The 25,305-nt window shown below is 45.4% G+C and carries 17 protein-coding genes; 6 read left to right on the top strand and 11 right to left on the bottom strand.

The genetic code is table 11. From position 1 onward, the window contains the following. Positions 1 to 65: 65 nt before the first annotated feature. Both QUA47_RS16485 and QUA47_RS16480 read right to left on the bottom strand, forming a co-directional pair. Positions 66 to 461, bottom strand: coding sequence for a nuclear transport factor 2 family protein (locus QUA47_RS16485; RefSeq protein WP_333431541.1), 396 nt, complete (start codon positions 459 to 461; stop codon positions 66 to 68). Positions 462 to 551: 90 nt separating this feature from the next. Then, complete coding sequence (locus tag QUA47_RS16480; RefSeq protein ID WP_333431540.1) at positions 552 to 1,469, bottom strand: carbohydrate ABC transporter permease; 918 nt, start codon at positions 1,467 to 1,469, stop codon at positions 552 to 554. A gap of 15 nt (positions 1,470 to 1,484) precedes the next feature. Here QUA47_RS16480 and rpsF point away from each other — a divergent pair, with 15 nt between their 5' ends. The 4 genes from rpsF (at position 1,485) to argJ (ending at position 4,604) form a co-directional block, all read left to right on the top strand. Continuing rightward, complete coding sequence (gene rpsF / locus QUA47_RS16475; RefSeq protein ID WP_015176119.1) at positions 1,485 to 1,820, top strand: 30S ribosomal protein S6; 336 nt, start codon at positions 1,485 to 1,487, stop codon at positions 1,818 to 1,820. A gap of 825 nt (positions 1,821 to 2,645) precedes the next feature. Then, entirely contained in the window at positions 2,646 to 2,840 is a 195-nt protein-coding gene (locus QUA47_RS16470) for a hypothetical protein (protein ID WP_006631905.1), read from the top strand. Between the two features lie 61 nt (positions 2,841 to 2,901). Next, the gene (locus QUA47_RS16465) at positions 2,902 to 3,042 is read left to right on the top strand and encodes a hypothetical protein (RefSeq protein WP_006631904.1); all 141 of its coding nucleotides are present in this window, start codon (positions 2,902 to 2,904) and stop codon (positions 3,040 to 3,042) included. A gap of 320 nt (positions 3,043 to 3,362) precedes the next feature. After that, positions 3,363 to 4,604 (top strand): bifunctional ornithine acetyltransferase/N-acetylglutamate synthase, encoded by a 1,242-nt coding sequence (gene argJ / locus QUA47_RS16460; protein ID WP_333081021.1) that lies wholly within the window; start codon positions 3,363 to 3,365, stop codon positions 4,602 to 4,604. A gap of 319 nt (positions 4,605 to 4,923) precedes the next feature. On the opposite strand, the gene QUA47_RS16455 is transcribed toward argJ, so the two are convergent. The 7 genes from QUA47_RS16455 to QUA47_RS16425 all read right to left on the bottom strand — a co-directional run bounded on the left by QUA47_RS16455 (position 4,924) and on the right by QUA47_RS16425 (position 14,793). After that, positions 4,924 to 6,237: a hypothetical protein gene (locus QUA47_RS16455; RefSeq protein ID WP_333431539.1), complete on the bottom strand. Its 1,314-nt coding sequence runs from the start codon at positions 6,235 to 6,237 to the stop codon at positions 4,924 to 4,926. Positions 6,238 to 6,410: 173 nt separating this feature from the next. Continuing rightward, the gene (locus tag QUA47_RS16450) at positions 6,411 to 7,631 is read right to left on the bottom strand and encodes a decarboxylase (RefSeq protein ID WP_333431538.1); all 1,221 of its coding nucleotides are present in this window, start codon (positions 7,629 to 7,631) and stop codon (positions 6,411 to 6,413) included. A 156-nt stretch (positions 7,632 to 7,787) separates the two neighbouring features. Then, positions 7,788 to 9,554: an asparagine synthetase B family protein gene (locus QUA47_RS16445; protein WP_333431537.1), complete on the bottom strand. Its 1,767-nt coding sequence runs from the start codon at positions 9,552 to 9,554 to the stop codon at positions 7,788 to 7,790. Positions 9,555 to 9,701: 147 nt separating this feature from the next. Then, on the bottom strand, positions 9,702 to 10,325 hold the full coding sequence (locus QUA47_RS16440; protein ID WP_333431536.1) for a DUF3859 domain-containing protein: 624 nt from the start codon (positions 10,323 to 10,325) through the stop codon (positions 9,702 to 9,704). Between the two features lie 302 nt (positions 10,326 to 10,627). Further along, entirely contained in the window at positions 10,628 to 11,344 is a 717-nt protein-coding gene (locus QUA47_RS16435; protein ID WP_333431535.1) for an HAD family hydrolase, read from the bottom strand. A gap of 163 nt (positions 11,345 to 11,507) precedes the next feature. Then, positions 11,508 to 13,421 carry a S9 family peptidase gene (locus QUA47_RS16430; RefSeq protein WP_333431534.1) on the bottom strand — a complete coding sequence of 638 codons (1,914 nt, stop codon included), beginning with the start codon at positions 13,419 to 13,421 and terminating at the stop codon, positions 11,508 to 11,510. A 178-nt stretch (positions 13,422 to 13,599) separates the two neighbouring features. Then, positions 13,600 to 14,793 carry an NAD(P)/FAD-dependent oxidoreductase gene (locus QUA47_RS16425; RefSeq protein WP_333431533.1) on the bottom strand — a complete coding sequence of 398 codons (1,194 nt, stop codon included), beginning with the start codon at positions 14,791 to 14,793 and terminating at the stop codon, positions 13,600 to 13,602. 666 nt (positions 14,794 to 15,459) lie between these two features. On the opposite strand from QUA47_RS16425, the gene QUA47_RS16420 reads away from it, so the two are divergent. After that, the gene (locus QUA47_RS16420) at positions 15,460 to 18,534 is read left to right on the top strand and encodes a PAS domain S-box protein (protein ID WP_333431532.1); all 3,075 of its coding nucleotides are present in this window, start codon (positions 15,460 to 15,462) and stop codon (positions 18,532 to 18,534) included. An 80-nt stretch (positions 18,535 to 18,614) separates the two neighbouring features. Continuing rightward, positions 18,615 to 19,040, top strand: a complete 426-nt coding sequence (locus QUA47_RS16415; protein ID WP_333431531.1) for a DCC1-like thiol-disulfide oxidoreductase family protein — start codon at positions 18,615 to 18,617, stop codon at positions 19,038 to 19,040. Positions 19,041 to 19,081: 41 nt separating this feature from the next. Here QUA47_RS16415 and QUA47_RS16410 read toward each other — a convergent pair whose 3' ends face one another. Continuing rightward, positions 19,082 to 19,507, bottom strand: coding sequence for a hypothetical protein (locus QUA47_RS16410; RefSeq protein WP_333431530.1), 426 nt, complete (start codon positions 19,505 to 19,507; stop codon positions 19,082 to 19,084). Between the two features lie 220 nt (positions 19,508 to 19,727). After that, a complete protein-coding gene (locus QUA47_RS16405; RefSeq protein ID WP_333431529.1) occupies positions 19,728 to 25,181 on the bottom strand; it encodes an AAA family ATPase in 5,454 nt (1,817 codons plus the stop codon). Between the last annotated feature and the right edge of the window lie 124 nt (positions 25,182 to 25,305).

Raw genomic sequence — 25,305 nt, 5'->3', positions numbered from 1 at the left:
GCCGCTTTTATCAACAAGGTATGCGGGCTGCAACCCTTATCCAGTCTATTTCATAGACCTCTTTGTCACCCTCCCAGGTCTGTTTGAATCAAGGAGTGAAAATAGTTACCTCCTGTATCCAGCCGATTCTGTCCCGCTTCGCGATCGGGGTCAAGTCGATAAATGCGGTACACAGACTTACATTTGGCAGCATCCCTTTTAATAGTTACCTCGTGATTTGTGCTGACGTGCAGCGTTCGCAAACCGGCAAGACCTTCTACCCGCTGTTTTATGTATTCTTCTGCGGTTACTCGTCGGGGAGTTTCACCTCGAAATTCTGAGTAGTCGATATCTATTTCGTCTGCTAGATGCGATCGGAATTTTTGCCAGTCTTGGGCATCGATCGCATGGGCAAATGCTACGATCGTATCTACGACCGCAGCGCGATCGATAATCCAGCGAATTTTTCGCAGTTCGTGCATAAAAAATAAATTTTGTGAGTTGTGAGTTCAAAAGTTTTTAATTTTTAACCGCGGATGAACGCGGATAAATGCCGATTGTTTATCTTGATTCTATCCCTTGACTCCAGCAGCAGTTTCTGTTGGCACAATGTATTTTTGCAAGAGCAAAAATAGTCCTAAAACTGGAACAATAGAAATAATAGAACCCGCCGCAACTAAACGCCAATCTAAAGAAAAGGTCCCGGCTAAATTGGCTACCCCTAAAGGTAAAGTGTAATATTCCGGTCTGTCTAAAACTAGCAGCGGCCACAGAAAGTCGCTCCAAGAACCGATAAATACGAAAATTCCTAGAGTGACTAAAGCTGGCTTAATTGCCGGAATCATGACGTGCCACCAAATGCCTAATTCACTGCAGCCGTCGATGCGGGCGGCTTCTTCTAGTTCTTTTGGAACTGCTAGAAATGCTTGTCGTAATAAAAATATGCCGAAGGCTGAGGCTAGTCCGGGAAAGATTACCCCTAAATAACTATTTTTTAGTCCGAGTTGTACAGTCAATATGTATAGGGGAATCATGACTATTTGGAAAGGAATCATAATTGTGGAAATGATTGTGATTAAGATGGCTTCGCGGCCGCGAAATTTGAGTCTGGCTAAGGGGTAAGCGGCGAGGGCGCAAAAGAGGACGTTGATGCTAACTGTGAGGCCGGCAATTAGGGTGCTGTTGAACAGGTAACTGCCGAAGGGGTTGGTTTGCCAAACTTTGATGAAGTTTTCGAGGGTTGGCTGTTGTGGCCACAGTTGCGGGGGAAATTGAAAGATGTTTTCGTTGGGGGATTTGAGGGAGGTACTGAGCAGCCACAGCAAGGGAAACAGCATTAAAAGTGCGATCGCGCTCATGATGCTGTACGTCCACAGGGTGTTCCACGGCGAGGGAGTGTCGTTTGGGGAATTTGGTTTTTTAGTTTTGAGATTGTTCATTGTTGGGATATGATAATAAGTCCTTGCTTCGTGAGAAGCCTTGTTGTCCATAAGGGGATTATTGCCATGAAACCGTTTATTTACGAAACTATGTACATTCTGCGCCCTGATTTGGGTGAAGAAATGACAGACCAGGCGATCGCTAAATATCAAACTATTTTGCGCGATCAAGGTGCTGAAAACATCGAAACTCAGCACCGTGGCAAGCGCCGTTTGGCTTACGAAATCGGCAAGCACCGGGACGGAGTATACGTTCAAATGAACTATACAGCTCCGGGCGCTGCAATTTTCACCCTGGAGCGCGCGATGCGTCTGAGCGAAGAAGTGATTCGCTATTTGACAATCAAGCAAGATGTGCCAGATGCACCTGAAGCGGAAGCTGAAGCGGAAGTCGCCGAGTAGCATTCGTGTCAACTTAACGTCTTATGTAGTACCAGTCTACTGTTTGACGATTAGGGCCGCTTATTCCCCGGCTACGCATTTCTTAAGGGCTACCCTGTACACACAACTTGAAAAACTAACGTCAGAGCCTTTCGCTCCCCGTGGCATCCTCCTGAAAAAGAGGCTAGGGGGATATCTGGAATTGTGGGTACAGCATAGTTTCTTAAGGGCGGGACTTGAGGTTGATTGAAATTATAGGTGAATGGGCGATTGTTTTTCTAGGGGAGGACGATCGCTCTTTTTTGTGGGGAGGCTGCTGGGACTTAATCTATTTTTATCAACAAAGAAAGCTCGCTTTTTGAGGATGGCGAGGGCGATTCACTTAGACCAACTCTATTATCTAGTTGACTACAAAAAACTTGACTATGCTTGAGCATAGCTGCTTAATCATTGTAAATCTAATTGTGATTCGCTATTTATTAAATTTACTGTTAACTAAGCCAAACTCGACTTCCTTGAGAGGCCAAATTCTGCATCTATAACTCTGAACCAAATTATAAAGTTATTTTGGCGACTAGCAATTAGGTAGCCGCTAAAATGTGGCTCTTAGAAGAGGAATATTGTCAAATTTTGCCAACTGCTGCTTGAGGTTGGGTCTGAATCAACTAGCCCAAGCTCGATCGCACTCCCTGCAACCTCGATCGAGATTCTCGCCCCATAGCCCCATTGTAAAGTTTTGTGACAATTTTAATTTGGTAGCTTTAGATACAGAATTGTCTGTTATAGTGATAGAAGAGAAGAAAAAACCAGCCCAACATTAATCTAAAGAATACCGAGGAACTCCCTATGTCTACCGAAAATCAAGCTCGCTCTCTGATGATGCGCCACCACCAACTGGTGAAGAACCGCCAGCAATCCATGCTCAACCGCACCGCCACCGAAGTCGGGATGGAAGATACGCACTACTGGGGTCACATTCAAGGCAAACCGCAGCCCAGCTTTCAAGCCAGTTACGATCGCAGCAACGCCACTATGAGCTAGGGCAAGCTCAATTTCGACAATTGTCTACGAAGTTATTACCTATAATTTGGAGAAATCAGTTATGTCAACTCAAGAACAAGCCCGCACCCTGATGATGCGCCATCAACACCTCGTCAAAAACCGTCAGGAATCCATGCTGAGCCGTGTGGCTGCTGAAGTTGGTTTAGAGGCTGTCTCTCCAGCGAGTATCGATCGCAAATAACTCCTTTTTTCAACGGCGAGATAGTTGAATCGAGTTTGTTGTTTGCCAGCTAAAAATTAATAATGTCAATTATAAAACCGTCGCGACTTCTTCTTGAGTTATAACTCTAGATTGGAAGCCGCGATTAGTTTTATGGGGAATTGGGAATTGGGAATGTGGAAGGGGAAATTGGGCTCAAAAGAATGGGGAATCTAAAATCTAAAATCTAAAATCGTTCGACTGAGCGCTCACGCCGAAGTCTAAAATCTAAAATCTAAAATCTAAAATCTAAAATGGTATAATCCCCTTTCAGCAGATTGAAGGCTACTAGGGAGGTCATCATGTCGGACTGGAAAGAAATTGACGGCGGAGTTACAGCACCCAGAGGGTATCGAGCCTCGGGAATTACAGCGGGCTTGAAGCCTTCAGGCTTGCCAGATTTAAGTTTAATTTTGTCAGAGGTAGACGCGATCGCCGCCGGAGTCTTCACCACATCGACTGTCCGGGCCGCTTGCGTGGACTACTGCCGCCAGCGTTTGCAAGCTAAACCCAGCGCCAAAGCAATTTTGTGCAATGCGGGACAAGCTAATGCTGCTACTGGCGAACAAGGTTTGGCAGATGCCCTCGAAAGTGCCAAATTGTTGGGAGAAGCGCTGAATATTCCTCCAGAATCTATTCTTTTGGCCTCCACTGGCGTCATCGGACAGCGGATAAAAATGGAGCCACTGAGGGCGGGAATTCCCCGATTAGTTGCTGAGGCATCGGAAACTGGTTCCGATGCGGCGGCTAAGGCGATTTGTACGACTGATTTAGTGCCGAAAACGATCGCCCTGGAAACCATGTTTGGCGATCGACCCGTCCGCATCGGCGGCATCTGCAAAGGTTCGGGAATGATTCACCCGAATATGGCAACAATGCTGGCATTTGTAACTTGCGATGCAGCAGTGTCATCGCATTTGTGGCAAGAAATGCTGAGTCGGGCGGCTAACAGAAGTTTTAATCAAATTACTGTTGACGGCGATACCAGTACCAACGATTCGCTAATTGCTTTGGCAAACGGTCAATCCCGCACACCGGCAATTACGGAAATGGGGGCAGATGCTGAAAAATTAGAGGCGATGCTGACAGAAGTTTGCGTACATTTAGCAAAGGCGATCGCCCGTGACGGCGAAGGTGCAACTTGTTTGGTAGAAGTGCAAGTTAGTGGCGCGCTAGATGAAGTTTCTGCGAGTAAAATTGCCAAAACAATTGTCGGTTCTTCTTTAGTGAAAGCTGCTATTTTCGGACGCGATCCGAATTGGGGCAGAATTGCGGCGGCGGCTGGGCGCGCTGGTGTACCCTTCGACCAAGAGAATTTGCGGATTCAATTGGGGGATTTTTTGATGATGGAAAACGGACAACCTAAAGAGTTCGATCGCGCTGCTGCGAGTAATTATATGAAAGCGGCTGCGGAGGGAGAATATTTGAAGGCTGATACGGTGGTAATTCAGGTTAGTGTGGGGAATGGCAGCGGTTTTGCGAAAGCTTGGGGATGCGATTTGAGTTACGACTACGTGAAGATTAATGCGGAGTATACGACTTAAATAAGTCCAGGCGGTGAGAAGTCCGGGCGGTTAGAAACTCGGCCTACACAAACAAAACCAGACGAGAGAAAGTTGAAGGCAAATTTCACACAATTTAAACTCAACTTCCCCCCGTGGGGGGAAATTAAAAAATCTGAAACCTTTACTCACCGAGTTAATCTCAGCTTTTTGGCTCCTCATTTTAAAATCGCTAAAGCCCTTACAGAGATAAGCTTTTTATGATTTCAGCTAAAGAGCGCTAAAAATCTTATTCAGACTAAGTTTCAAGACTTTTTTAGCTTATTATTAATAAGTCTAATATAAAGTTTGAAAACACGCCCTAACCAAAACTATCGGAGACAAACACATAGCCACCACCATACCCGACAGCATTATCCACTAATATTAAGCCGTCATTGGTCTGCGGATCGCCACTCTGAGCAAGTCCATAATTCACCACGCGCAACAACCGCTGCGGCGTAAACGATTCTAATTCAACAAAATTGCCTGCATCCAGCCACGCTAGTTCTTCTGCTGTTAAACTTTGCCTTACAGCCTCGGGTAATTGACGGGATCTTTGTGCCCTTGTTTGAGATTGTTGCACAAACATATCACGGGTTGCTAAGATTTGACGGGGAGAAATTCCCAAATCAAAAATCGTCACCGCTTGATTAGCAAACCACTCTGGATTAGTCCGCAGTTGATTTACCAAACTAACCCCACCAGGACTCGCATTGTGCAGTGCATACACTTTTAAATCGGCATTACGGCGCAGCATTTCGATTACGGTGTTGAAGATGCTTTGTGGATAGCCATTAATACTAAGAATGGCGCAGTTGTTTTCAAAATGGACGTTGTTGGCAATTAGAAATTGAGCTATTTCGTCACTGTCACAGATAATTGCGCGATCGAAACTGTATGTGCTCACTTCGGGATCGATGCTGGCGGGCAAAGACTCTTGGCGAGGTGCAGGGAGGAGTTTTTCTAGTGTACCGTTCACTCGTTGCCAGCACTGTAGCCAGTGATCACTCTGCGATTTATTGACGAGAAATAGTTCACTAATTTCGTGTTGACGGCGTTTTTGTGAAATACCTAGCCAGTAGGAAAATAGCCCTAGTGCAGACGCTGCGATGTATCCGGGAAAATAATCAGCACTCAAGCTGAGGGCAATGCCTGCCACTAAAATAATTACCCCTAAAATCTGGAGGTTTTTAGCATTAGTTCTTCTGCTGCGACTACCTTGTCCAGGAGATTTGCTGTAGTGGAAAAATAGCCATATCCAACTCAAATTGTAGAGAGCGAAGGTAATAATAACTGCGAATTGTGAGGGAAAAATAGCAAGAGCGAAGGAAATGCCGAAAGTTCCCGCAAATACGCTAAAAAAGAAGTAGAGAAAAAGCCAACTATTTTCGGGTACGCGAGATTTAAGCTTTTGGTCAATAAAATACAAAAACTGTTTGTGCGTAAAAAACAACATATTTTGGCGGGAAATATTTTCGAGCGCCTTTTTGAAAAAGGGATCGGTGAATGCCAACTTTTTATCAGTGACGGTAGTGGGTTCAAAGACAAACGGATGGTTGCACCGTTTACAGCGACCTGAGTTCCTGGTACGATCGCTCAAAATGTTGTCGGTTTGACACTGGACGCATTTCATTCCCATTTCGCTTACTCCTGATTAATTTAATGGATTTATATTATTGGGGTTGTTTTGGGAGGATTTTACCGCAGAGGGCGCAGAGGGCGCAGAGGAAGGGAAGAGAGATAATAAGTAGAAGGAAGAAAGAAGAAACTATGCCCAATGCCCAATGCCCAATGCCCAATGCCCTATTAAAAGATTTGCCCGTTTAACAAAATGGAATAGTCTTCTCGCTGTCGAATTAATCGATCGCCCTTAGCATCAATCAACACCTCAGCAGGGCGGGGGCGGTGCAGAAAATGCGACGACATCGCATAGCCGTAAGCCCCGCTATCCAAAATAGCGATCGCATCTCCAATTTTGAGTTTCGGTAGCCAACAGTTGCGCCCCAAATAATCCCGCGAATAAGTTGTGTTGCCGCAAATATCCGTTTCATGTCGCGATACATCGTCGGTTTCCCAAGTTGCGATCGCCCGATAGCCCCCGTGTACCGCAGGCACCGATAGATTTGATACAGTCGTATCCACACCGACAATTTGCCGATCGCCCAGCCACTTCACCGACACAACTTTCGCAAGCATTACGCCACAACCTGCGATCGCCGATCGTCCCGGTTCAATCACCAACTCGATCGGGCGAGATAGCGCACTCAATCGTTCAGTAATCGCCGCGCCAAACTCCCGCCAGTCAAACACCGCACCGCCTCGATAGGGATAGCCAAAACCACCGCCAAAATCGAGGGTTTTCCAATCGGGTAACAGTTGGGCGATCGCAATTAGCCGATCGATCGCCTGCGTAAAAGCACTCGTGGCGTTTGTTCCTGTCCCCCGATAAAAATGCAATCCGGTAATCCTCAACCCCTGCTGCTGCGCGATTTCGTTGGCTTTCTCGAATTCGGCGGGACGCACTCCAATCCGACTGTCTCCCGTCAATTCCGGTGAGTTGAGGCGCAGTCCGATTTCGGCACGGATCGATCGCGGTTGACTGCGCGAATATTCGCAAAAATCCTGGAGTTGCGACAGACTATCGAAATTGAATCGATCGATCTTCCATTCAATCAATTGCTGAATATCCGCCCTGTTGAGGTTACTGCCGGTGTAGACAATGCGATCGCTCGTAAAACCCGCTTTCAGCCCCAAAAAAACATCCCCCGGTGTATTCGCGTGTAGCCCCCAACCAGCCTGCTGAATCAATTTCAACAGAGCAATATTGCCGTTGGTGACGCTAGCAAAATGAAACTGAACGTGCGGATAGTCGATCGATCGCGTAATATGCTCAAGAGTCTGACTGAGGATCTCCGCCTGATACACATATAAGGGCGAACCATAAGTTGACCAAAGTCGCTTGGCTAATGCTTCCGAGAACGGTGGCGAATGTATTTTGGTTTCATTCTGTAGCAAAGATTCAGTCATATAGAAGAAGTTCGGCAACGGATTTTGTAACGGATGTAACGGATGTAACGGATGTCAGTCTGATGGAAGTCGGAAGAAGAAATAAGAAAGAAGGAAGAAGGAAGAAGGAAGAAGGAAGAAGAAAGATTGTAAAATCGAGTGAATAGTAGTCAACAATCAACAGTCAACAGTCAACCTCCTTCGATATTTCCAAATGCGCTGCCCGATCGCCGGTGGCAACCAAAACACATGATCCAGCGATCGCTTGCCCGGAATTTCGCCTAAAACCTCGGTTCGCCATGCCTGCCACATCAGCAGCAGCCAGAGATTATTGCCAATATAGCGATCGCGCATAGCAACTCCGAGTTGTCCCGATAACATCGCGTCGGCCAAATGGGGCTGCCAGCAATTTTGCGATCGCAACACATTCGGATTCAGCCGATCGCCGATCGCAGCCCAAAACTCCCGGTAATACCAAACCTTCAACGGCACACCCATCCCGCGCTTTTCCCGCCAGACAATTTCCGGCGGCAGCCAGCGTTCAGAGGCTTTTTTGAGGATGTATTTTTCGCACGCACCTTGCAGCAGCAGCTCGCCAGGGAGTTGAAACGTCCATGCTGTGAGGTCGGGGTCGCAGAAGGGCGATCGCACCCACAAACCGCAAGCAAACCCCAATGCCGTTGCCCTCGGCTGAATATTTTGGGCACCTTTGAGCATCAGCGAAGCGCGCCGCAGCCTCGCTAGCAGGGAAGGACAGGTTTCGCGATCGATCGCGTCTTGCAGATAAACGCTCAAATCGTGAGACTGGATGCGATCGAGTATTTCTGGCGAAAAAATCTGTTTTTCATAACCATAAAATCGCTGAAACGTCCGCAAATATTGCTGTTCAAAAGTTTCTTTTCCGGCGGGATGCTCTGCAGTGTAAACTCCGTGTGCAATCAAAGGCTTGTTCGTCCATCCAGCAAATAGCTGATCGCCATTCTCGCCATTGAATACAACTCGCACGTCTTGCGCCGCCGCCTGTTTGAGCAAAAACAGCGGGGCTGTTGTGCCATCTCCATAGGGTAAATCGAGGGCTTTGGCGGTTGGCCCGATCGCCCGCAACACTGCATCGCCCGTCGCCGCCACTCGGATCAGCGGAATCTGGAAAAAGTCCGCCACCTGTTGCGCGTAGGGCAGTTCGGAATAGGCTTCGACACCAAAATCGAGGGCATAGGCGCGCACCTGCAAACCTGCTTTCACTAGCAGCGCCGTCACCAGGGAAGAATCGATGCCGCCGGAGAGTAAAACGCCCACGGGTTCGTCGATCGGCAAATCGGCTACTTGTCGATCGATCGCCTGTTGCAACAGCCCTTGCAATTGTGCGATCGCCTCATCCTCACGGCGCAGTAATTGGGGCGCTTCTTGCCAAGCCGATTGCAGCGATTCCCTACAGGATAGCTTCGCCGCCCGTACTTTCGGCCCATCGTTAACATCGGCGATTCCCCAAATCATCTCGCTTCCGGCTGCTACGGATGCAATTTGCTCGATCGGAGTTAACGGCGCGGGCACGTAGGAAAAACAAGCATAACTGTGTAGCGCGATCGGGCTAATTTGAGGGGAAGCAATCAGCGGTAGCAGCAATTGCATCCGCGTCGAAAACCAAATAGTTTCTCCCAACTGCATCCAGTAAAGCGGCACTCGCCCAAACGGATCGCGCCCCAGCCGTAGCTGTTTCGCTTCTACCGCCGCCCAAGCATCTCCCGGTAAATCGGTTGGCTGAAATCGCCCGCAAGCATTCAGCGTCACTGTGTCAGCCGTGAGTACAGATGCAGAGGCGATCGCCCACTCGGATAATTTGCCCTGCCGAATGCAGTAATCTGGGACTAAACGGCTGAGCGTTTTTGTGCGATCGTCCTCTCCCCAGTAGCCGATAAAATGTGAAGGTTTGTCGATCGCACCCATTAGATGTCTCCAATAATTATTGTGGAACAGGCATCTTGCCTGTTCAAAACAGGCTGTTTTTGGATAAGTCTATGTAGATATCTCCCATAATCATTGTGGAACAGGCCGGAAAGCCTGTTCAAAACAGGCTTTTTTGGATAAGTCTATTTATTTCACAGTGAAAGGTTCAGTGCTGATCGCGCGCCCATCCAGGGACATCCGAACTTCCCATTTGCCTGGGGCTGCATCCGATCCGAGATCGTAAAAGCAGTGGGTATTCCAAACCGCAGTATCGATCGTGCGAGTTTGATACCTGCCCTGATGCACAGTTTGACCGCTGGGATTAATCCAATCGCATTGCAGAGACAACTGATTGCCGATCGGAGCATTTTTCAACGTCACCTGGTAGTAGATGCGGGGATTGATTAGACGGTTGACTTGAGTAAGGCTGTCACCACCTTTTTTCGATAGCGCAATCCTGTCTTCTCCTCCCACAACTTGACCAGTTTTTTGTTGCTGATTTTGCCCGAACAGCACGCCTATACCGATCGCAGATATGACAACAACTGTCGAGGCAATCGCGATCCAACGGTTGCGTCGCTGCTGTTTTTCTAGGACTTCGCGGCGGCGCATTTGGGCGATCGCATCTTCTAAAAGCTCATCAGGAAGATTCAACTCTCGTAAAATTTCTCTTACCTGATCGGGCTCCAATTCTAACTCGCGCTGCTGCGATAACTTGTCGATTTCAGCGACTACCTGTGCTAACTGAGTTTGAGTGAGCCGAGTTTCCATAAAGTTCACGATTAGTATCTGTAATGTTCTTTCCCACTCGAAAGTTAAATATAGCGATCGCCTCTCTCTTCTCTAACTCAGCGCCCTCTGCGCTCTCTGCGGTTAAATTACTCATATTATTCAATAAACACCTCTCTAAGTCAATTCATAAAAATCATAATCTTAACCTCATAAAATTCATATTTATAGTCCTCGACGCATCGGGACTCATGCAAAACCGGGTTTTTTACGAAAAGGCGCGTTGGAACCCCCCGATTAGGTAAAAAATCCGGTTTCTTTGTGGGAGTGTGTCTAGGACTGACTTATATAAAATCCAGACTAGGAAACTCTTCTACTTTTTGGGAATCAGTTAAATTAAACTTTCCTGAATTTATTTTTTCCTGTTGGCGATTCAACCAAATTGCGTTTAATCCCGCATTTTTAGCCCCACAATAATCTGCTTTGAAGCTGTCACCGATATGCAACACCTTCTCGGCAGTGCAGTTGTGCTTTTGCAAAGCAGCAGTAAAAATTCGAGAGTCTGGTTTTGCTGCACCCACCTCGGTAGAAATTGTCACTGATGTGAAATATGCGGCTAAATTTAGTGCTTTTAATACTGGATAAATTCGGGAATCGAAATTCGATACTACTGCTAATTCAATTCCTTGTTGCTGCCACTTATTTAAGGCTGGCAATACGTCGGGATAGACGAACCAAGGTTCGGCGGTGGCAAAATGAGCGTAGAGTTCCCCAAAGAATGTGGAAAAGTCGGAAAATTGGTGGATAATTCCTGCTATTTGGAATGCTTTTGCGGAAACTGCTTGCCACCACTCAAATTCTAATTGGGGAATTTTTGCTGATTCTATCCCTGGAAATGCCATTGGACTTGCTGAGGCGAAGCTTTGGGAAAATGCTGCATTTAACTCTTCACTATTAACTGTTACTCCAAACCTCTGGGCTATTTGTCCGTATACCTCGCCGACGCTACCGCGAACATCAAATAATGTACCGGCGGCGTCTAGAAAAATAATTTTGGTCATTTGAGAAGAAAAAGGGAAGAGGAAAGAGGGCTTATCGCACATCCGGTTGCATCGGAATGATTTAACCACAGAGGACACAGAGAACACAGAGTAAAAGAAGAGAAGAGAAGAGAAAAGAGATTTGAGTAATTCCTTCTTTCTTCTTCCTTTTTCCTTCTTCCTTCTAATTAGTTGTTTGCGGATTCACCACACCAGAATGATTGGCAATGTTGCCCGCAGGTTCAAATCTGCCTCCTAAATATTTCGCTAGGAATTCTTCGGCGATCGCATAAAAGTGCAGGCGATTTTCCGGCCGCGCAAATTCGTGTCCTTCGTCTGTATAAAGCACGTATTCTACAGGTTTGCCGGCTTGCTTCATGGCATTGACAATTTGCTCGCTTTCTGCTTCTTTCACTCGCGGGTCGTTGGCACCTTGGGCGATGAGTAAAGGTTTCTGAATGCGATCGACAAAAAATAAGGGCGAGATCGATTTCAGAAACTCTGGTTCTGTTTCCAAATTGCCGACGCGGTGATACATGCTTGCTTTGAACGCTTCCCAATAAGGGGGAATAGTTTCCATCATTGTAATCAAATTGCTTGGCCCGACAATATCGACGGCGCAGGCAAAAATATCTGGACTAAAAGTCAATCCCACTAAGGCAGCATAACCGCCGTAGGAACCGCCCATAATCGCAATTTTATCTGGTTGGGAAATTCCTGTTTCTACCAGCCAATTGACGCCATCTAGTAAGTCGTCGTGCATTTTACCTGCCCATTCGCGATTGCCGGCATTGAGAAAAGTTTTGCCGTAGCAGGCGGAACCGCGAAAATTGATTTGCAAAACGGCGTAACCTCGGTTTGCCAGCCATTGGGCTTCTGGATCGTAACCCCAGGTATCGCGGAACCAGGGGCCGCCGTGCACTAGCAAAACTGTTGGTACGGGTGTGGCGAATCCGACAGGTTTTGTCAGGTAGCCGTGAATGGTTAAACCATCTCTGGCGGTGTAAACAATCGGTTCCATTGATGACAGTGGCAAACCTTCGAGTTTTGGTTGGTTGCTAAATAGGAAGGTGAAGGTTTTGGAAGTGCGATCGTACACATAGTAGTAAACTGGGCCGTCGTCTGTCATATAAGCGACTAGCCAAGTGGTATCGGCGAGGTTGCGGCTGGTGATGGAGAATTCGCCGGGGCGGAATTTGCCGAGCTCCTCAAAATCCTCTGCTATGCTTTGGTCTAAAATCTGCCACTCTTGCTTGTCCTTGTAGAAGGAAACCGCCTGAATCTCTCGCTTGGTGGGGTGTACCACAATACCGCCGACATCGTATTCTGGGTCAGAGGCGAGATCGGTTTCTTGTTTGGTTTCTAAGTCTAAGGCGATCAAACGTTCGGCGTTAGCATCATGATTGCCGATCATGTAAAGAATTTTGCCGTTTTCTGAGAACATGACGGCACCACCTTCCTCATCGGGCCCCCACCTTCGCAGGCTTTCCCAAGACTTGTCGGCGGTTTCCCGAAACACCAATTCTGAGCCACCGTCAGCAGTGGTGGCTGTGGCCGCCCGCACTTGGAATTGGGCGTCAGCAGTCCAACCGACGATGTTACCTGGGTTGTCGGTGTCAAATTCAACGGCACCATTTTTGAGGTTGATGCGGTAAACGTCGTGTTTGCTGCGATCGCGGATGTTCATTCCCACTAATATTTCATTGGGGAAGTTGCGGTCAAAGGCGATCGTCTGAGCTTGAACGCCTTGAAATGGTGTCAAGTCGCGCACCAGATTTGACTGGATATTGACTAAATATAAATGCCAGTTTTCATCACCGTCTGCATCTTGGAGGTAAATTAACTCTTCGCCGCTGTAAGCCCAGTAAAAGATGCGAATGCCTCGTTTTTTATCTGCTGTCAGTTGGCGATCGTCTGCTTGACCGACGGTACGCAATTGCACTTGCAAGACGTTGTTTTTATCTGGTGCAATATAGGCGAGATACTTGCCGTCGGGTGAAAGTCGGGGGCTAGTTTTTTCGGGATTTCCGAACAGAATTTCCCGCTCTATCAACGGTGGAAGTTCAGTTTTGGGCTGTTGAAATGTGGAATTTTGCATTTTTTCTCGTGCCTAATATTCTCTGAATCTACACTCCGACAGAAAAAACCAGATTTTTACCAAATATGCGGGTAGTAGTCAAGTATTTTCGTGAAAAACCCGGTTTCGAGACCGCCATCATAAGTCCTACAATCAACAATCACCCGTCAACGGTCAACAGTTAACTGTCTACAATTAACTAGCTTTTAAGCAACTCCTGAATCGGCTTGCTAATCCAATTGAAACCAACTTTTAGTTGATGGTCAAATGTTGGCATCCGATAGAGATAAGCTAAGCGGCGAGCAATGTGAGCTAGTTGTCCGTCGAGTTTAATTCCTAAACCGGCCAGGGTGGCGTTGTCAATTCCTAATGTCATCATTTCTCCTAGCGGCTGATAGCGGAAAGGAAGTAATGGGCGGCCGGTGAGGGAAGCCCAAATGTTCCAGGCGGTGTAGTCAGCTTGCTGGAAGGCTGTTTGGGCTGTTCCGGGGACTTTTTGACCAGTTGCATCGTGACATTCTGCTAAGTCTCCTAAGGCAAATATGTCTGGATGGTCGATAATTTGCATTTGCGAATTGACTATTAATTGACCGCGGCGGTTTTGTTTGAAGGGTAGCGATCGCACTGCTTGACTAACTTGAGTTCCTACGGTCCACAGCACTATGTCTACGGGGAGAACATCTAATTGTCCTTTGTAAAGTAAGGATATTGTGTCCGCTTCGATCGCCTCTACTTCTGTTTCTAAGTCGATCCACACTTTCCGTTTTTCTAAAGCTTCGCTGGCGGCTTGGCGGTTAAACTCCGGTGATGTCCGCAGAATCATGTCCCCTTGCTCGACTAACCGCACGCGACCTTTTTCTCCGAGTCGATCGGCTAATTTACAAGCTAATTCTACTCCTGAATAACCGGCCCCGACGATCGCCACCCGAATTTTGTCGTTGTTGCTGGCTTCTAAAAACCGCAGTCTTTCTTCTAAGCGGTAGGCGTCGTCGAGAGTGCGAAACGAGTAAGCATATTCAACCGCACCCTTGACCATATCTAGGGGGGTTTCGCCGCCTAAAGCTAAAACCAGGCGATCGCACGGAATTTCTGGCCCGTCGTGCAACTGTACTCGCTTTTCCTCCACATCAATGCCGGAGACAGTACCCTGACAAAAGCGCACACCTGTTTTTTGCAAGAGTTCGGCAAACGGTGGGGCAATTTCCCAGGTTTGGAGTTCGTCGGTCAGGAGTTCGTACAGCAGGGGAACGAACAAAAATCGATCGCGGCGGTCAACTAGGACAATTTCGGGTTTTTCGGTTTTGGAGAAGGGTAACTGACTCAAGCGCAGGGCTGTGTAGAGTCCGCCGAAGCCTCCGCCGAGAATGCAAATCCGGGGTTGTTGTTGAGTCATGGTGTTTTGTTTGAGGGGCGATCGGTAGCAAGGAAACTTATCTTATTCTAACGAGAGTGAGGGAGTGAGGGAGTGGGGTAGTGGGAGTGGGGAAGGGGGAGAGTGGGGGAGTCGGAGAGTGGGGGAGTGGAAAAATCTTCCCTCTTTCCCTCGAACCTCAACATCCATCTGTTAAATCCGTTAAACTCACGCCCAGAACACCATTCTCAATAAGCTTTTTATGGGCGGGATCTCCTGCCCAACCCCTACTCCCCACAAGAAAATGCACTTGTTGTGGAACAGGCATCTTGCCTGTTCTTGAGAATGGTGCTCTTCACAAGAAAATGCACTTGTTGTGGAACAGGCATCTTGCCTGTTCTTGAGAATGGTGCTCCCCACAAGAAAATGCACTTGTTGTGGAACAGGCATCTTGCCTGTTCTTGAGAATGGTGCTCTGGGCGTGAGTTAAATCCCTTAAATCCGTTAGACAATGCGTTTCCGAACTTTTTTCTACATCTCTAGCCTTGATTAGCTTTACCTATTAGCCAACCTCAAATTTTCTGAATGTTCGCAGAACTAATTTTGTACTATATTAGTTTATAACGAATTGTTACGCAAATTAAATTCACTTTTTATAGGGTCATCTACGCTAACACTTGCCCCCGCACTCACAAGTGAAAAAAAACCATGCAAATTTCTTCCAATTCTTCTAAATTTAAGAACGGCGATCACAATAACGAAGACGGCTCATCTTTGTTAAAAAGCGAAGAACGATATAAAAATTTAGTAGCTAATATTCCCGGTGCTGTCTACCGCTGTACCTGCGAGTATACGGACGCCGGGGAATTAACACGGACAATGGCGTTTTTGAGCGAGGCTGTTCAAGAAATATCAGGCTATCCCTCTTCTGATTTTATCAACGATCGCGTCCGTTCTTTTTCCAGCATTATCCATCCTCAAGACCGCAAAAATGTGGATGCTACTGTCAAAAAAAGTGTAGCAACCAGAACTTCGTACATCCTTGAATACCGGATTGTCCGGGCTGACGGCGAAATTAGCTGGGTTTACGAAAAAGGCAAAGCTGTTTGCTGCGAGGCGGAAGAGGCTAGAGGAAAACAAGAGGGACAAGGGGAAATAGAAGGCTTTTTGTCGGCTGTGGTTTCGCCGGTTTCGCCGATCGCAAATTCTCTGTGTCGGGTTGTTTATCTCGACGGAGTGATTTTGGATATTACTGAACGAAAGCGAGCTGAGGAAAACCTGCGAAACACTCAAGATTTTCTCAATGCGGTACTGCAAAATCTGCCGATTAGTGTCTTTATTAAAGATGCTGTCGAGCAAAAATTTATTTATTGGAATACTGCTAGCGAAGAATTGTTTGGCTATTCGAGGGATGAAGTTATCTTAAACAATGCTGCTGGCTTTTTGGACTCAGAGCAGGCCAATTACTTGCAAGCACAAGATTTAGAAGTATTTGCAACGAGAAAAGGCGTCGATTTGCCCGAACAAACTCTCGAACTTCCGCGCCTGGGAAAGCGGATTTTGCACACGAAAAAAGTTCCTTTGTTTGACGATTCTGGCGCGCCTAAGTACATTTTGGGTATTGCTGAAGATATTACGGAAAGCAAAAACACTGAAACTGAATTGTCGCGCTTGGCCATTGTGGCTCAAAAAACCCAAAATGGTGTGATTATTACTGATGCTCAAGGCTGCATTGAATGGGTGAATGAAGGATTTACTCGGATTAGCGGTTATGTGCTGGCAGAAATGCAGGGAAAAAAACCGGGTGATGTACTGCAAGGCCCTGAAACAGACCCGCTAACTATTGCTCAACTGCGATCGGCTTTGGCTGCCGGCGTGCCGTTTAATCAGGAAATCTACAATTACAAAAAGAATGGAAAGGGTTATTGGGTGGCGCTTTCGATAGCCCCAATTTATCAAGAAAATGGTGAACTAGAAGGTTTTATTGCGGTGCAAACTGATATTACGGACCGCAAGCAAGCAGAGGAAACGCTCAGGGAGAGGGAGAACTATTACCGCTGCATTGTCGAGACGGCTTCGGAGGGCGTTTGGATGTTTGACAGCGAAAGTATCACGACTTTTGCTAACTCTCGAATGGGCGAAATGCTGGGGTATACTGTGGAGGAAATGCTGGGGCGATCGCTATTTGAGTTTATAGATTCCGACTCTAGGAAAATAGCAGAAACTTACGTCAAGCGCAGGCGGCAAGGCATTAGCGAACGCCACGATTTTAAGTTTACTCGCAAAGACGGATCTCACTTGTGGGCGATCGTGTCGGCGACGCCGATGTTCGACGCTGAGGGCGAATTTTCTGGGGTGTTGCGGATGATTACCGATATTAGCGATCGCAAACAAGCAGAAGCAGAATTGCGCCAAACTCTCAAAGAGTTGGAATTTGAAAAATTTGCTTTGGATCAATCGGCAATTGTCTCGAATACCGACGAATTCGGAGCGATTACCTATGTCAACGATCAATTTTGCGAACAATTTAAATATTCCCGAGAAGAACTGATCGGCAAAACCCACAGACTTGTCAATTCTGGCTATCATTCAGCAGATTTTTTCAAGCAGCTTTGGTCAACCATCCGCCAGGGCAAGGTTTGGCGGGGAGAAATGAAAAATCAAGCTAAAGACGGCACATTATTATGGTTGGATACTACGATTGTACCTTTCTTAAATACGAACGGCCAACCCCATCAATATGTAGCAATTCGCAAAGATATTACCAAGCGCAAACACGCAGAAGAAGCGGTGCGACTTTCCGAAAGTCAATTGAGGGCTAAAAATCAAGAATTGGCCAAAGCCCTACGGGACGTGCATAAAACTCAAAGCATGATGGTTCAAAATGAAAAAATGGTAAGTTTGGGGCAATTAGTCGCTGGGGTTGCTCACGAAATCAACAATCCAGTTAGCTTTATTTACGGCAACGTCATGCACGCTGACGATTACTTTAAAGACTTGCTAAAACTGCTCCAACTTTACCAGAAGGAATACCCGGACCCAACACCGGCAATTAAACAAGAAATAGATGATGTCGATTTGAATTTTCTGCTCAAAGATTTGCCAATGCTGTTAAGTTCGATGAAAATGGGAGCAGAGCGAATTCGCCAAATTGTGCTGTCACTGAAGAATTTTTCGCGATTAGATGAAGCCGAACAAAAGCAGGTGGATATTCACGAAGGGATTGAAAGCACTTTGTTAATTTTGCAGCACAGGTTGAAAGAAACCGCAGGGCGTCCTAAAATTTTGCTGCTCAAAGAGTTCGGCAATTTGCCCCGCGTACAGTGTTATGCAGGACAGTTGAATCAGGTTTTTATGAATATTATTGGCAATGCAATTGATGCTTTGGAAGAGGCAATGGAGACTGGACAGTGGGCGGAGGGGGAACAGGCACCTATTCCTTATTGTCCTTCGCCGACGCTGCGGATTTGTACGGAGGTAAAATATGAACAGGATACTTTGATGCAGGCAGATTCTGCTGTTTCTGATGCTTCGGTTCGGCATCCTTCTCATATTGTGATTCGGATTGCTGACAACGGCCCGGGGATTCCGATAGATGTTCACGAAAGGCTATTCGATCCGTTTTTTACTACGAAAGAGCCTGGTAAAGGTACTGGTTTGGGGCTGTCGATCAGCTATCAAATTGTGGTAGAAAAACACGGCGGGCAGCTTAAATGCCATTCCGCACCGGGTCAAGGCACGGAATTTGCGATCGAGATTCCTGTCGGCAAAATAGTTAGTTAGTAAGGTGCGCCCATCAGCCCCCTACTGTTAGTTAGGTGCAATTCCTAAAAAATTTCATCTCAAAGTTAGGAAATAATCAAATGAATTACAACGTAATTTATGACGGCAATTGCAATCTCTGCGTTACTTTGGTACAGTTACTAGAAACCTTAGACCAAGGCACGCGGTTTGAGTATATTCCCATGCAAGATTTAGAGCAATTAAATCCCTTTGGGATTACGTCTGGAGACTGCGAAATGGGGATGATTTTGATAGATGGCAATACCCCAGAACGGCGCTGGCAGGGCAGCGATGCGGCGGAGGAAATCGGGCGGATATTGCCGGGAGGCGAGGTGTTTGTGGCTGCTTATCGGGCAATGCCGGGGATGAAGTGGATGGGCGATCGCGTGTACGAACAAGTCCGCGACAACCGCTATACTTTGTTTGGCAAGCGATCGACTACTTACAAATCTGTTTATCCGGTTGGCTGTAGGTCGATCGACAATTGCGATAATAGCAAGGACTAAAGTCCTTACTACAAACAGGTTCGCAGTGAAAACTGAATTCCTCAAAAAGATTGATTAAACAAATCGAATATCTGCTGGCAAAAGTCTTTGAGTTTTTGCGCCGACTCCACCGCAGGTTCGGTTTGGCCGAGAAAATTCCAATTTTCCACGGTAGAAAAGTGCCACTGCTGACCGCTATGATCGTAACCGGCGGCCTCAACTCCGATCGCCCGCCGATATCCTTCGACCGGATCTTGGTAAAATCGGATTTGAATCAAAATGCTGCGGCTGTGCAGCAAGCGACTTCTACCGGGAAAATGGAAGCCAATGTCGATCGAATCTGGATCTACAAGTTCTCTGGTATCCTGGTCATTCATCCAAGGTTTCAAATCGACTTTTGCATCCGGGAATTCGGACTTGAATAAATTAACAACCGTAGCAATTTTGCTGGCAACTTCTATATTTTTGGCTTGTTCGGCAGCGTTCACTCGAAAAACTCCTATCAAATACAGTTATTACATGATTTAGCTAACAATGTAACTGCATACTACCTGCTTTAAACAGTGAACTGTGGACTATTTGATAGATATTTAGGAGTTGACAAATTTCCCAGTGTGTGTTAAGCACCAGTCATAACATTTGAGAGTTGAGATTGGAGATTAAACAATTGGCAATGACTGATTCGGTAAAGGTGGTGAATAAATTTTATCAAAGCGGCAGGGCGATCGCAAATTCCGTACCTTCTCCCAGCACCGATTCGCAAGTTAGTTTACCGCCGTGGGTTTCTTCGACAATTTGCCGGCTGATAGACAACCCCAAACCAGTACCTTTTCCTACTCCTTTGGTAGTAAATAAATGGTCAAATATTTTTGACTTGACCTCCGATGACATCCCTTGACCGTTATCTTTGATTTTAATCACCACGCTGTTGTTATCCTCCCCGAGATGAGTGATAATGGCGATCGTATTCGGTAAAGCTTCAATTTCAGCGTAAGTACGACCCTGATTGAATTCGTCAAAACACTCGATCGCATTTGCCAGCAAATTCATAAATACCTGATTCAGTTGCCCAAAATAACATTTAACTGGCGGGATATCTCCGTATTCTTTGATAATCTTAATCGCCGGGCGAGTATCTTTAGCTTTCAGGCGATACTGTAAAATCATCAAAGTGCTGTCGATGCCCTCATGAATATTTGCTGACACTTGATTCGCACTATCAGCGCGGGAAAAAGTCCGCAAAGACTTGCTAATATTGCGGATGCGCTCTGTACCTGATTTCATAGATAAAAGCATTTTCGGCAAGTCTTCGATCAAATATTCTAAATCAATCTCCGATGCTTTATCCTCTAACTCATCTCCAGGATTAGGAAATTTTTCTTGGTACAGTTGTAAACAATCAATCAAATCTAAGCTCGCCTCAGCAGCCGCATCAAGATTGCCCGAAATAAAACCGAGCGGATTGTTAATTTCGTGAGCAACCCCTGCAATCAAGTTGCCGAGAGCAGACATTTTTTCGTTTTGAATGAGTTGCAGTTGCGCCTGTTGCAATTCATTGAGAGATTTTTCTAACTGTTGAGATTTTTCTTTTTCGCGCGCGTACAAACCAGCATTTTCTACAGCAATAGCAACTTGAGAAATTAACACTTTGAATACTTCTACTCTCTCTGCTGTAAAAGCCCCTACTGTCAAAGCATTTTCTAAATAAATTATTCCGCGCCGCTGAGATTGATAAATAATCGGCAAACAGAGAATTGATTTAGGTTGATATTTCTGAATGTAGTTGTCCACCTTAAAAGGTTCGGCGACAGTCGCATTGTCTAATACCAGATGCTTTTGACTGCGGTGTACGTAATTAATCACAGACAGGGGAACATCTTGACGATTTTCTACGGGAATAGAGGGTAAAAGTGTCACTTTATCCTCCGCAAAACTGCCAGTAGCTTCTATGCAGAGGATATCGTTTTTCAGCAGCAGCAGCACTACTTTTTGAGCGGCCGCATTTTCTAAAATAATTTTGATTAATTTGGTTAACAATTTTTCGAGAACAATTTCACCGTTAATGGCTTGCGCCGACTTAATAAAAGTAGCTAAGTCTAAGAAATCGCCTAAACTACTACTCGTAGTATTTCCCGTGGCAGTGCGGGTGACATCGAGGGTTGGGGTTTGAATTGTGCGCGTCTGTGCTGCTAAGAAAGGATGTATTGATTCTAAATGTTTAACTTTAGCTATGGCTCCCCAATGGATATATCCATAATAGGCTTTAGTCAGATATGCTTGAGAAACTATCTCTTTACCCAAACCTTGATAAAATTCTCCGGCTAATTCATAGGCTAATGCTTCCTCTTGAATGTAACCGTTTTTGGCCGCTCCATCAATTGCGCGATCGTACAATTCCATTGCTTCCGTATTTTGCGCCAACACTCGGGCTTTTTCCGCTGCAACCAAGTCGTATTTGTGTTGATAATTCATCGGAGCATGAACCGCCCATATTTTCATCTTCTTTTGGTTTTGCAGCACTTTTTCCAAATATTGCTTTTGTTCCCCTTTGCCAGTTGCTGGATACAAGGCTATGATACTGAGAGAGGAGTAAAAATTATTCAGAGCAACCACATAAAATCCTGCTACGGACTCCTCATATTTCTCAAATAACCTTGAATTTTCCAAGGCTTCCGCGTAGTTTCTGAAAATAAAATTAAGCAGAGTTTTGGCATTATAAACGAAATTAACTAAAACAAAGCTTTTAGCTTCTATTAAAACGGGAAGCATTTCGACTTCATTAAATCTCTCGCCGACTAAATGGCAGGGTTCGACAGCTTGACCGCGCAAATTGAGGGCTGTCTGCCTGCCTATACTTATATACTGTACAGCTATTTCTAGTTGAGATTGCTGCATTAGTTTCATATATTTACCAGCCTCCTGATCCACCAAACCTAGAGGCTCTCCTATCGACAGTTTTTTGAAACAATATTCACTTATAGAATAACCAGCATATTCCAACTCTCCAGTTTCCATCCCAGTTTGAAAACCTTCTTTGAGATAGCCTAATCCTGACTTGAGATCTGCTTTCCAGTGGCTAATCAAAGAAGCAAAGGGTGTATAAACTCTACTTTTGATTGAACGGGAGGGAAATTTGTCTAACATCCTAATTGCCAGTTCACCGAATTGGTATGCCAAACTAATGTCCCCTACCTTGTACATAACTATGCCATAAAAAACGTAGGCAATACTCGCATCAGGCGAATTGCCATATTTAATGCACAGCTTGACCATCTTAAATGCCAGCAGCGGTACCAGTCCGGGCTTTGCCTGAACAGCAGTGCTGAAAATCCCTGATAAAATCCGCATGGCTGCTTGTTTGTCGGGATCGGTCATTTCGGGCAAGTTAGCTAAATCCTCAATTCGTTTCAATCCCAAGCTCAGTTTTGTATTAATCAGTCCCGCCACAATATTTAGCGCCTTGGGGTTTTGGGGAAAAGAAATGCCTAATAGTTTCAACACTTCCAGTCCAGTAGTGAGTGCTTCTACAAGTCTATTTTGAGCGTTATAAGACTGAATTTGAAGTTCATAAACATTCACTTTATCCAGTAAATTTTTAGAATTATGCAGTACAATATCAACCATTTTTTTTGAACTTTCATAGTTGATATTTAAGTATTCACATTCTGCTGTGGACTCGTAAATTGCTAAGGTTAAGTCATACTGACTTTGCCAACAATCCGCTGGCAATAATTCCATAGCAACCCGCAAATACCTAACAGCAGCTTCATAAGCCGCCGCCGCTTTTGCCTTGCGTCCAGCAGTTAAATTTAATTTTGCTAACTGCGTCTTTTCTGATTGCTGGCTAATCGTGTCAATTCCGACATTCAACTGATTGACGATATCAAAGATATTTTCTTCTAGCTTGTCTGGAGGAGTATTTTGTAACAGTAATTGACCAATTTTTAAATGGGTTGATTGTTTTTGGTCTTCGGGAATTAGCGAATATGCGGCTTGCTGAACGCGGTCGTGCAAAAATTTGTAACTAACCCGCGAAGTGTCTAACTTAAGATTGATTGATTCGGCTCGATTGAAAACTAAAGGAATGCGATAAGCATCGCTCAAGGGCAGAATTAACCCGGCTTGCAAAGCTGAATAAAGTTCAGTGGCGGTAGTATTAGCTGACTTTTCGCTAACAAGTGACAGCACATCTAGAGCAAATTTATCTCCCACGCAAGCTGCTAGCTTCAACACTTCTTGCGTGGGTGCGGGCAGCTTTTCAATGCGAGAAGCTACCAGTTCCACCACACTTTTATCGGTGATTCCAATGGCTTGGATTTCATCGATACTCCAATACCAGCCACTTTTACTTCCCTCATTTGTAATGTGATTAAATTCAAATTTCAAAAGAGAGTCTTGATAAAGTGCTTGGAGTAATTGAGTCAAGAAAAAAGGATTGCCACCTGTTTTATTCCAGATTAAATTGGCTAGATTTGTTACTTTTTCTGTGCAAGTGTTAAGTGTTTCAGTCACTAATTCGGTCACATTTGCTAAATCCAGCGGTTGCAACACTATATTGTTGACTCTTGTACCAGTTTTTTCAATCTCTTCAACAGTCTGAATTAAGGGGTGGGTCGGACTAACTTCATTGTCTCGATAGGCACCGATTAGCAACAAATATTCTTGGTCAGGGTCAGTTATCAGTATTTGCATCAACTTTAATGTTGCTGAATCTGCCCACTGCAAATCGTCTAAAAAGATAACTAGGGGGTGTTCTTTTTGGGCAAAAACGCGAATAAATTCTTTGAATACCCGATTGAAGCGATTTTGGGATTCTACAGGGGGGAGTTCTGGGACTTCTGGCTGTTTGCCGATGATTAATTCAACTTTTGGAATTACGTCGGCAATTACTTGGCCGTCTGTTCCCACTGCTGTTAAAATTTTAGTGCGCCATATTTCTAATGAAAGTGCACTTTCTGTTAGTAGTTGCCGCAGCAATGAGTTAAGTGCTTGGATTAATGAGGCATAAGGAATGTTGCGTTTTAATTGGTCAAATTTGCCGCTGATGAAGTAACCTTTTGACCTAGTAATTGGTTTGCTAACTTCGTTAACTACGGCTGATTTACCGATGCCTGAGTAGCCTGATACTAGCATTAATTCGCTGCTTCCTGATGCGGGCGGGTTTTGTTCTAAGGTTGTTGGTTTTTCTAACAAATTGTTGGCTAAACCAGCCCTTACACGTTCAAATGCTGCTAGCAATTCATTAACCTGATTTTCCCGACCGTACAATTTTTGGGGGATTAACAATTGGCTGAGAATATCTAAGCGTCCGGGGATGAAGTCGGCAATTTGTCCGGTGGTTTCTAACTGATGCAAAGAAATTTCTAAGTCGGCTAACAATCCGGCCGCACTTTGATATCTATCTTCGGCATTTTTTGCCATCAATTTCATCACTATCTCAGAGATGGCGACAGGTATTTCAGAATTGATTTTATGGGGATATGTTGGTTGAACTGCAATGTGGCTATAAACTACTTCTAAGGGGTCGTTGCTGGGGAAAGGCAATTTTCCCGTCAGCATTTCATACAAGGTGATGCCGAGGGAATAAAAGTCGGTGCGGTAGTCGAGGGTACGGTTCATTCTCCCGGTTTGTTCGGGTGACATATAGGCTAATGTGCCTTCGACTGAGTTGGGATTGTTAAATTGCGGATTTTCTTTGTTGAGTTTTGTAGCAATGCCGAAGTCGGTGAGTTTTACTTGTTTTGTTTGCCTGTTAATTATGATGTTGCTGGGTTTGATGTCTTTGTGAATAATGTGCTGAAAATGCAGGTATTGTAAGGCTTTGACTATTTGGATGGCGATGTTTAAATTTGCTCGCAGGCTCAAGGTTTCTCTTTCCAGAAGTTTTGCGAGGGATTCCCCGCCAAAGTCTTCTAAAACGATTCCTAATCGATGGTCAAATGTTTCGAGACTGATGGCTTTGACGATTTGTTCGCTGTCTAAATTTTTGCGGATTTGATATTCGTGCTTGAGCCTGGTAATGGCTTCGAGTGTGGGATATTCGGCTTTGAGCACTTTCAAAATTGCTGGGGGCGCATGTGTCGGTGTTTGTCCGCGATAGATTATTGTTTCGACGCCTTCGTGCAGAGTAATATTGATTTGGTATTTGGATAATTTCAACATAATTTTAATTATAAATTACAGGCTCTAATTTTCCTTATATTAACACTACTTTATCTTGATTTTGTGTGATTCAGATCGTGTATTTTTCGCTCCCCAATCACACCGAACATACACTAAGTGACAA

The organism is Microcoleus sp. MON2_D5, assembly GCF_036701905.1.
GTDB lineage: Bacteria > Cyanobacteriota > Cyanobacteriia > Cyanobacteriales > Microcoleaceae > Microcoleus.
Note: the sequence above shows the minus strand (reverse complement) of the source record. Positions and strands in the feature narration are given on the sequence as shown.

Excerpts from the sequence above, each read along its gene's own strand:
- QUA47_RS16485 (WP_333431541.1), bottom strand. The coding sequence starts at position 461 with ATGCACGAACTGCGAAAAATTCGCTGGATTATCGATCGCGCTGCGGTC.
- QUA47_RS16480 (WP_333431540.1), bottom strand. The coding sequence starts at position 1,469 with ATGGACAACAAGGCTTCTCACGAAGCAAGGACTTATTATCATATCCCA.
- rpsF (WP_015176119.1), top strand. The coding sequence starts at position 1,485 with ATGAAACCGTTTATTTACGAAACTATGTACATTCTGCGCCCTGATTTG.
- QUA47_RS16470 (WP_006631905.1), top strand. The coding sequence starts at position 2,646 with ATGTCTACCGAAAATCAAGCTCGCTCTCTGATGATGCGCCACCACCAA.
- QUA47_RS16465 (WP_006631904.1), top strand. The coding sequence starts at position 2,902 with ATGTCAACTCAAGAACAAGCCCGCACCCTGATGATGCGCCATCAACAC.
- argJ (WP_333081021.1), top strand. The coding sequence starts at position 3,363 with ATGTCGGACTGGAAAGAAATTGACGGCGGAGTTACAGCACCCAGAGGG.
- QUA47_RS16455 (WP_333431539.1), bottom strand. The coding sequence starts at position 6,237 with ATGAAATGCGTCCAGTGTCAAACCGACAACATTTTGAGCGATCGTACC.
- QUA47_RS16450 (WP_333431538.1), bottom strand. The coding sequence starts at position 7,631 with ATGACTGAATCTTTGCTACAGAATGAAACCAAAATACATTCGCCACCG.
- QUA47_RS16445 (WP_333431537.1), bottom strand. The coding sequence starts at position 9,554 with ATGGGTGCGATCGACAAACCTTCACATTTTATCGGCTACTGGGGAGAG.
- QUA47_RS16440 (WP_333431536.1), bottom strand. The coding sequence starts at position 10,325 with ATGGAAACTCGGCTCACTCAAACTCAGTTAGCACAGGTAGTCGCTGAA.
- QUA47_RS16435 (WP_333431535.1), bottom strand. The coding sequence starts at position 11,344 with ATGACCAAAATTATTTTTCTAGACGCCGCCGGTACATTATTTGATGTT.
- QUA47_RS16430 (WP_333431534.1), bottom strand. The coding sequence starts at position 13,421 with ATGCAAAATTCCACATTTCAACAGCCCAAAACTGAACTTCCACCGTTG.
- QUA47_RS16425 (WP_333431533.1), bottom strand. The coding sequence starts at position 14,793 with ATGACTCAACAACAACCCCGGATTTGCATTCTCGGCGGAGGCTTCGGC.
- QUA47_RS16420 (WP_333431532.1), top strand. The coding sequence starts at position 15,460 with ATGCAAATTTCTTCCAATTCTTCTAAATTTAAGAACGGCGATCACAAT.
- QUA47_RS16415 (WP_333431531.1), top strand. The coding sequence starts at position 18,615 with ATGAATTACAACGTAATTTATGACGGCAATTGCAATCTCTGCGTTACT.
- QUA47_RS16405 (WP_333431529.1), bottom strand. The coding sequence starts at position 25,181 with ATGTTGAAATTATCCAAATACCAAATCAATATTACTCTGCACGAAGGC.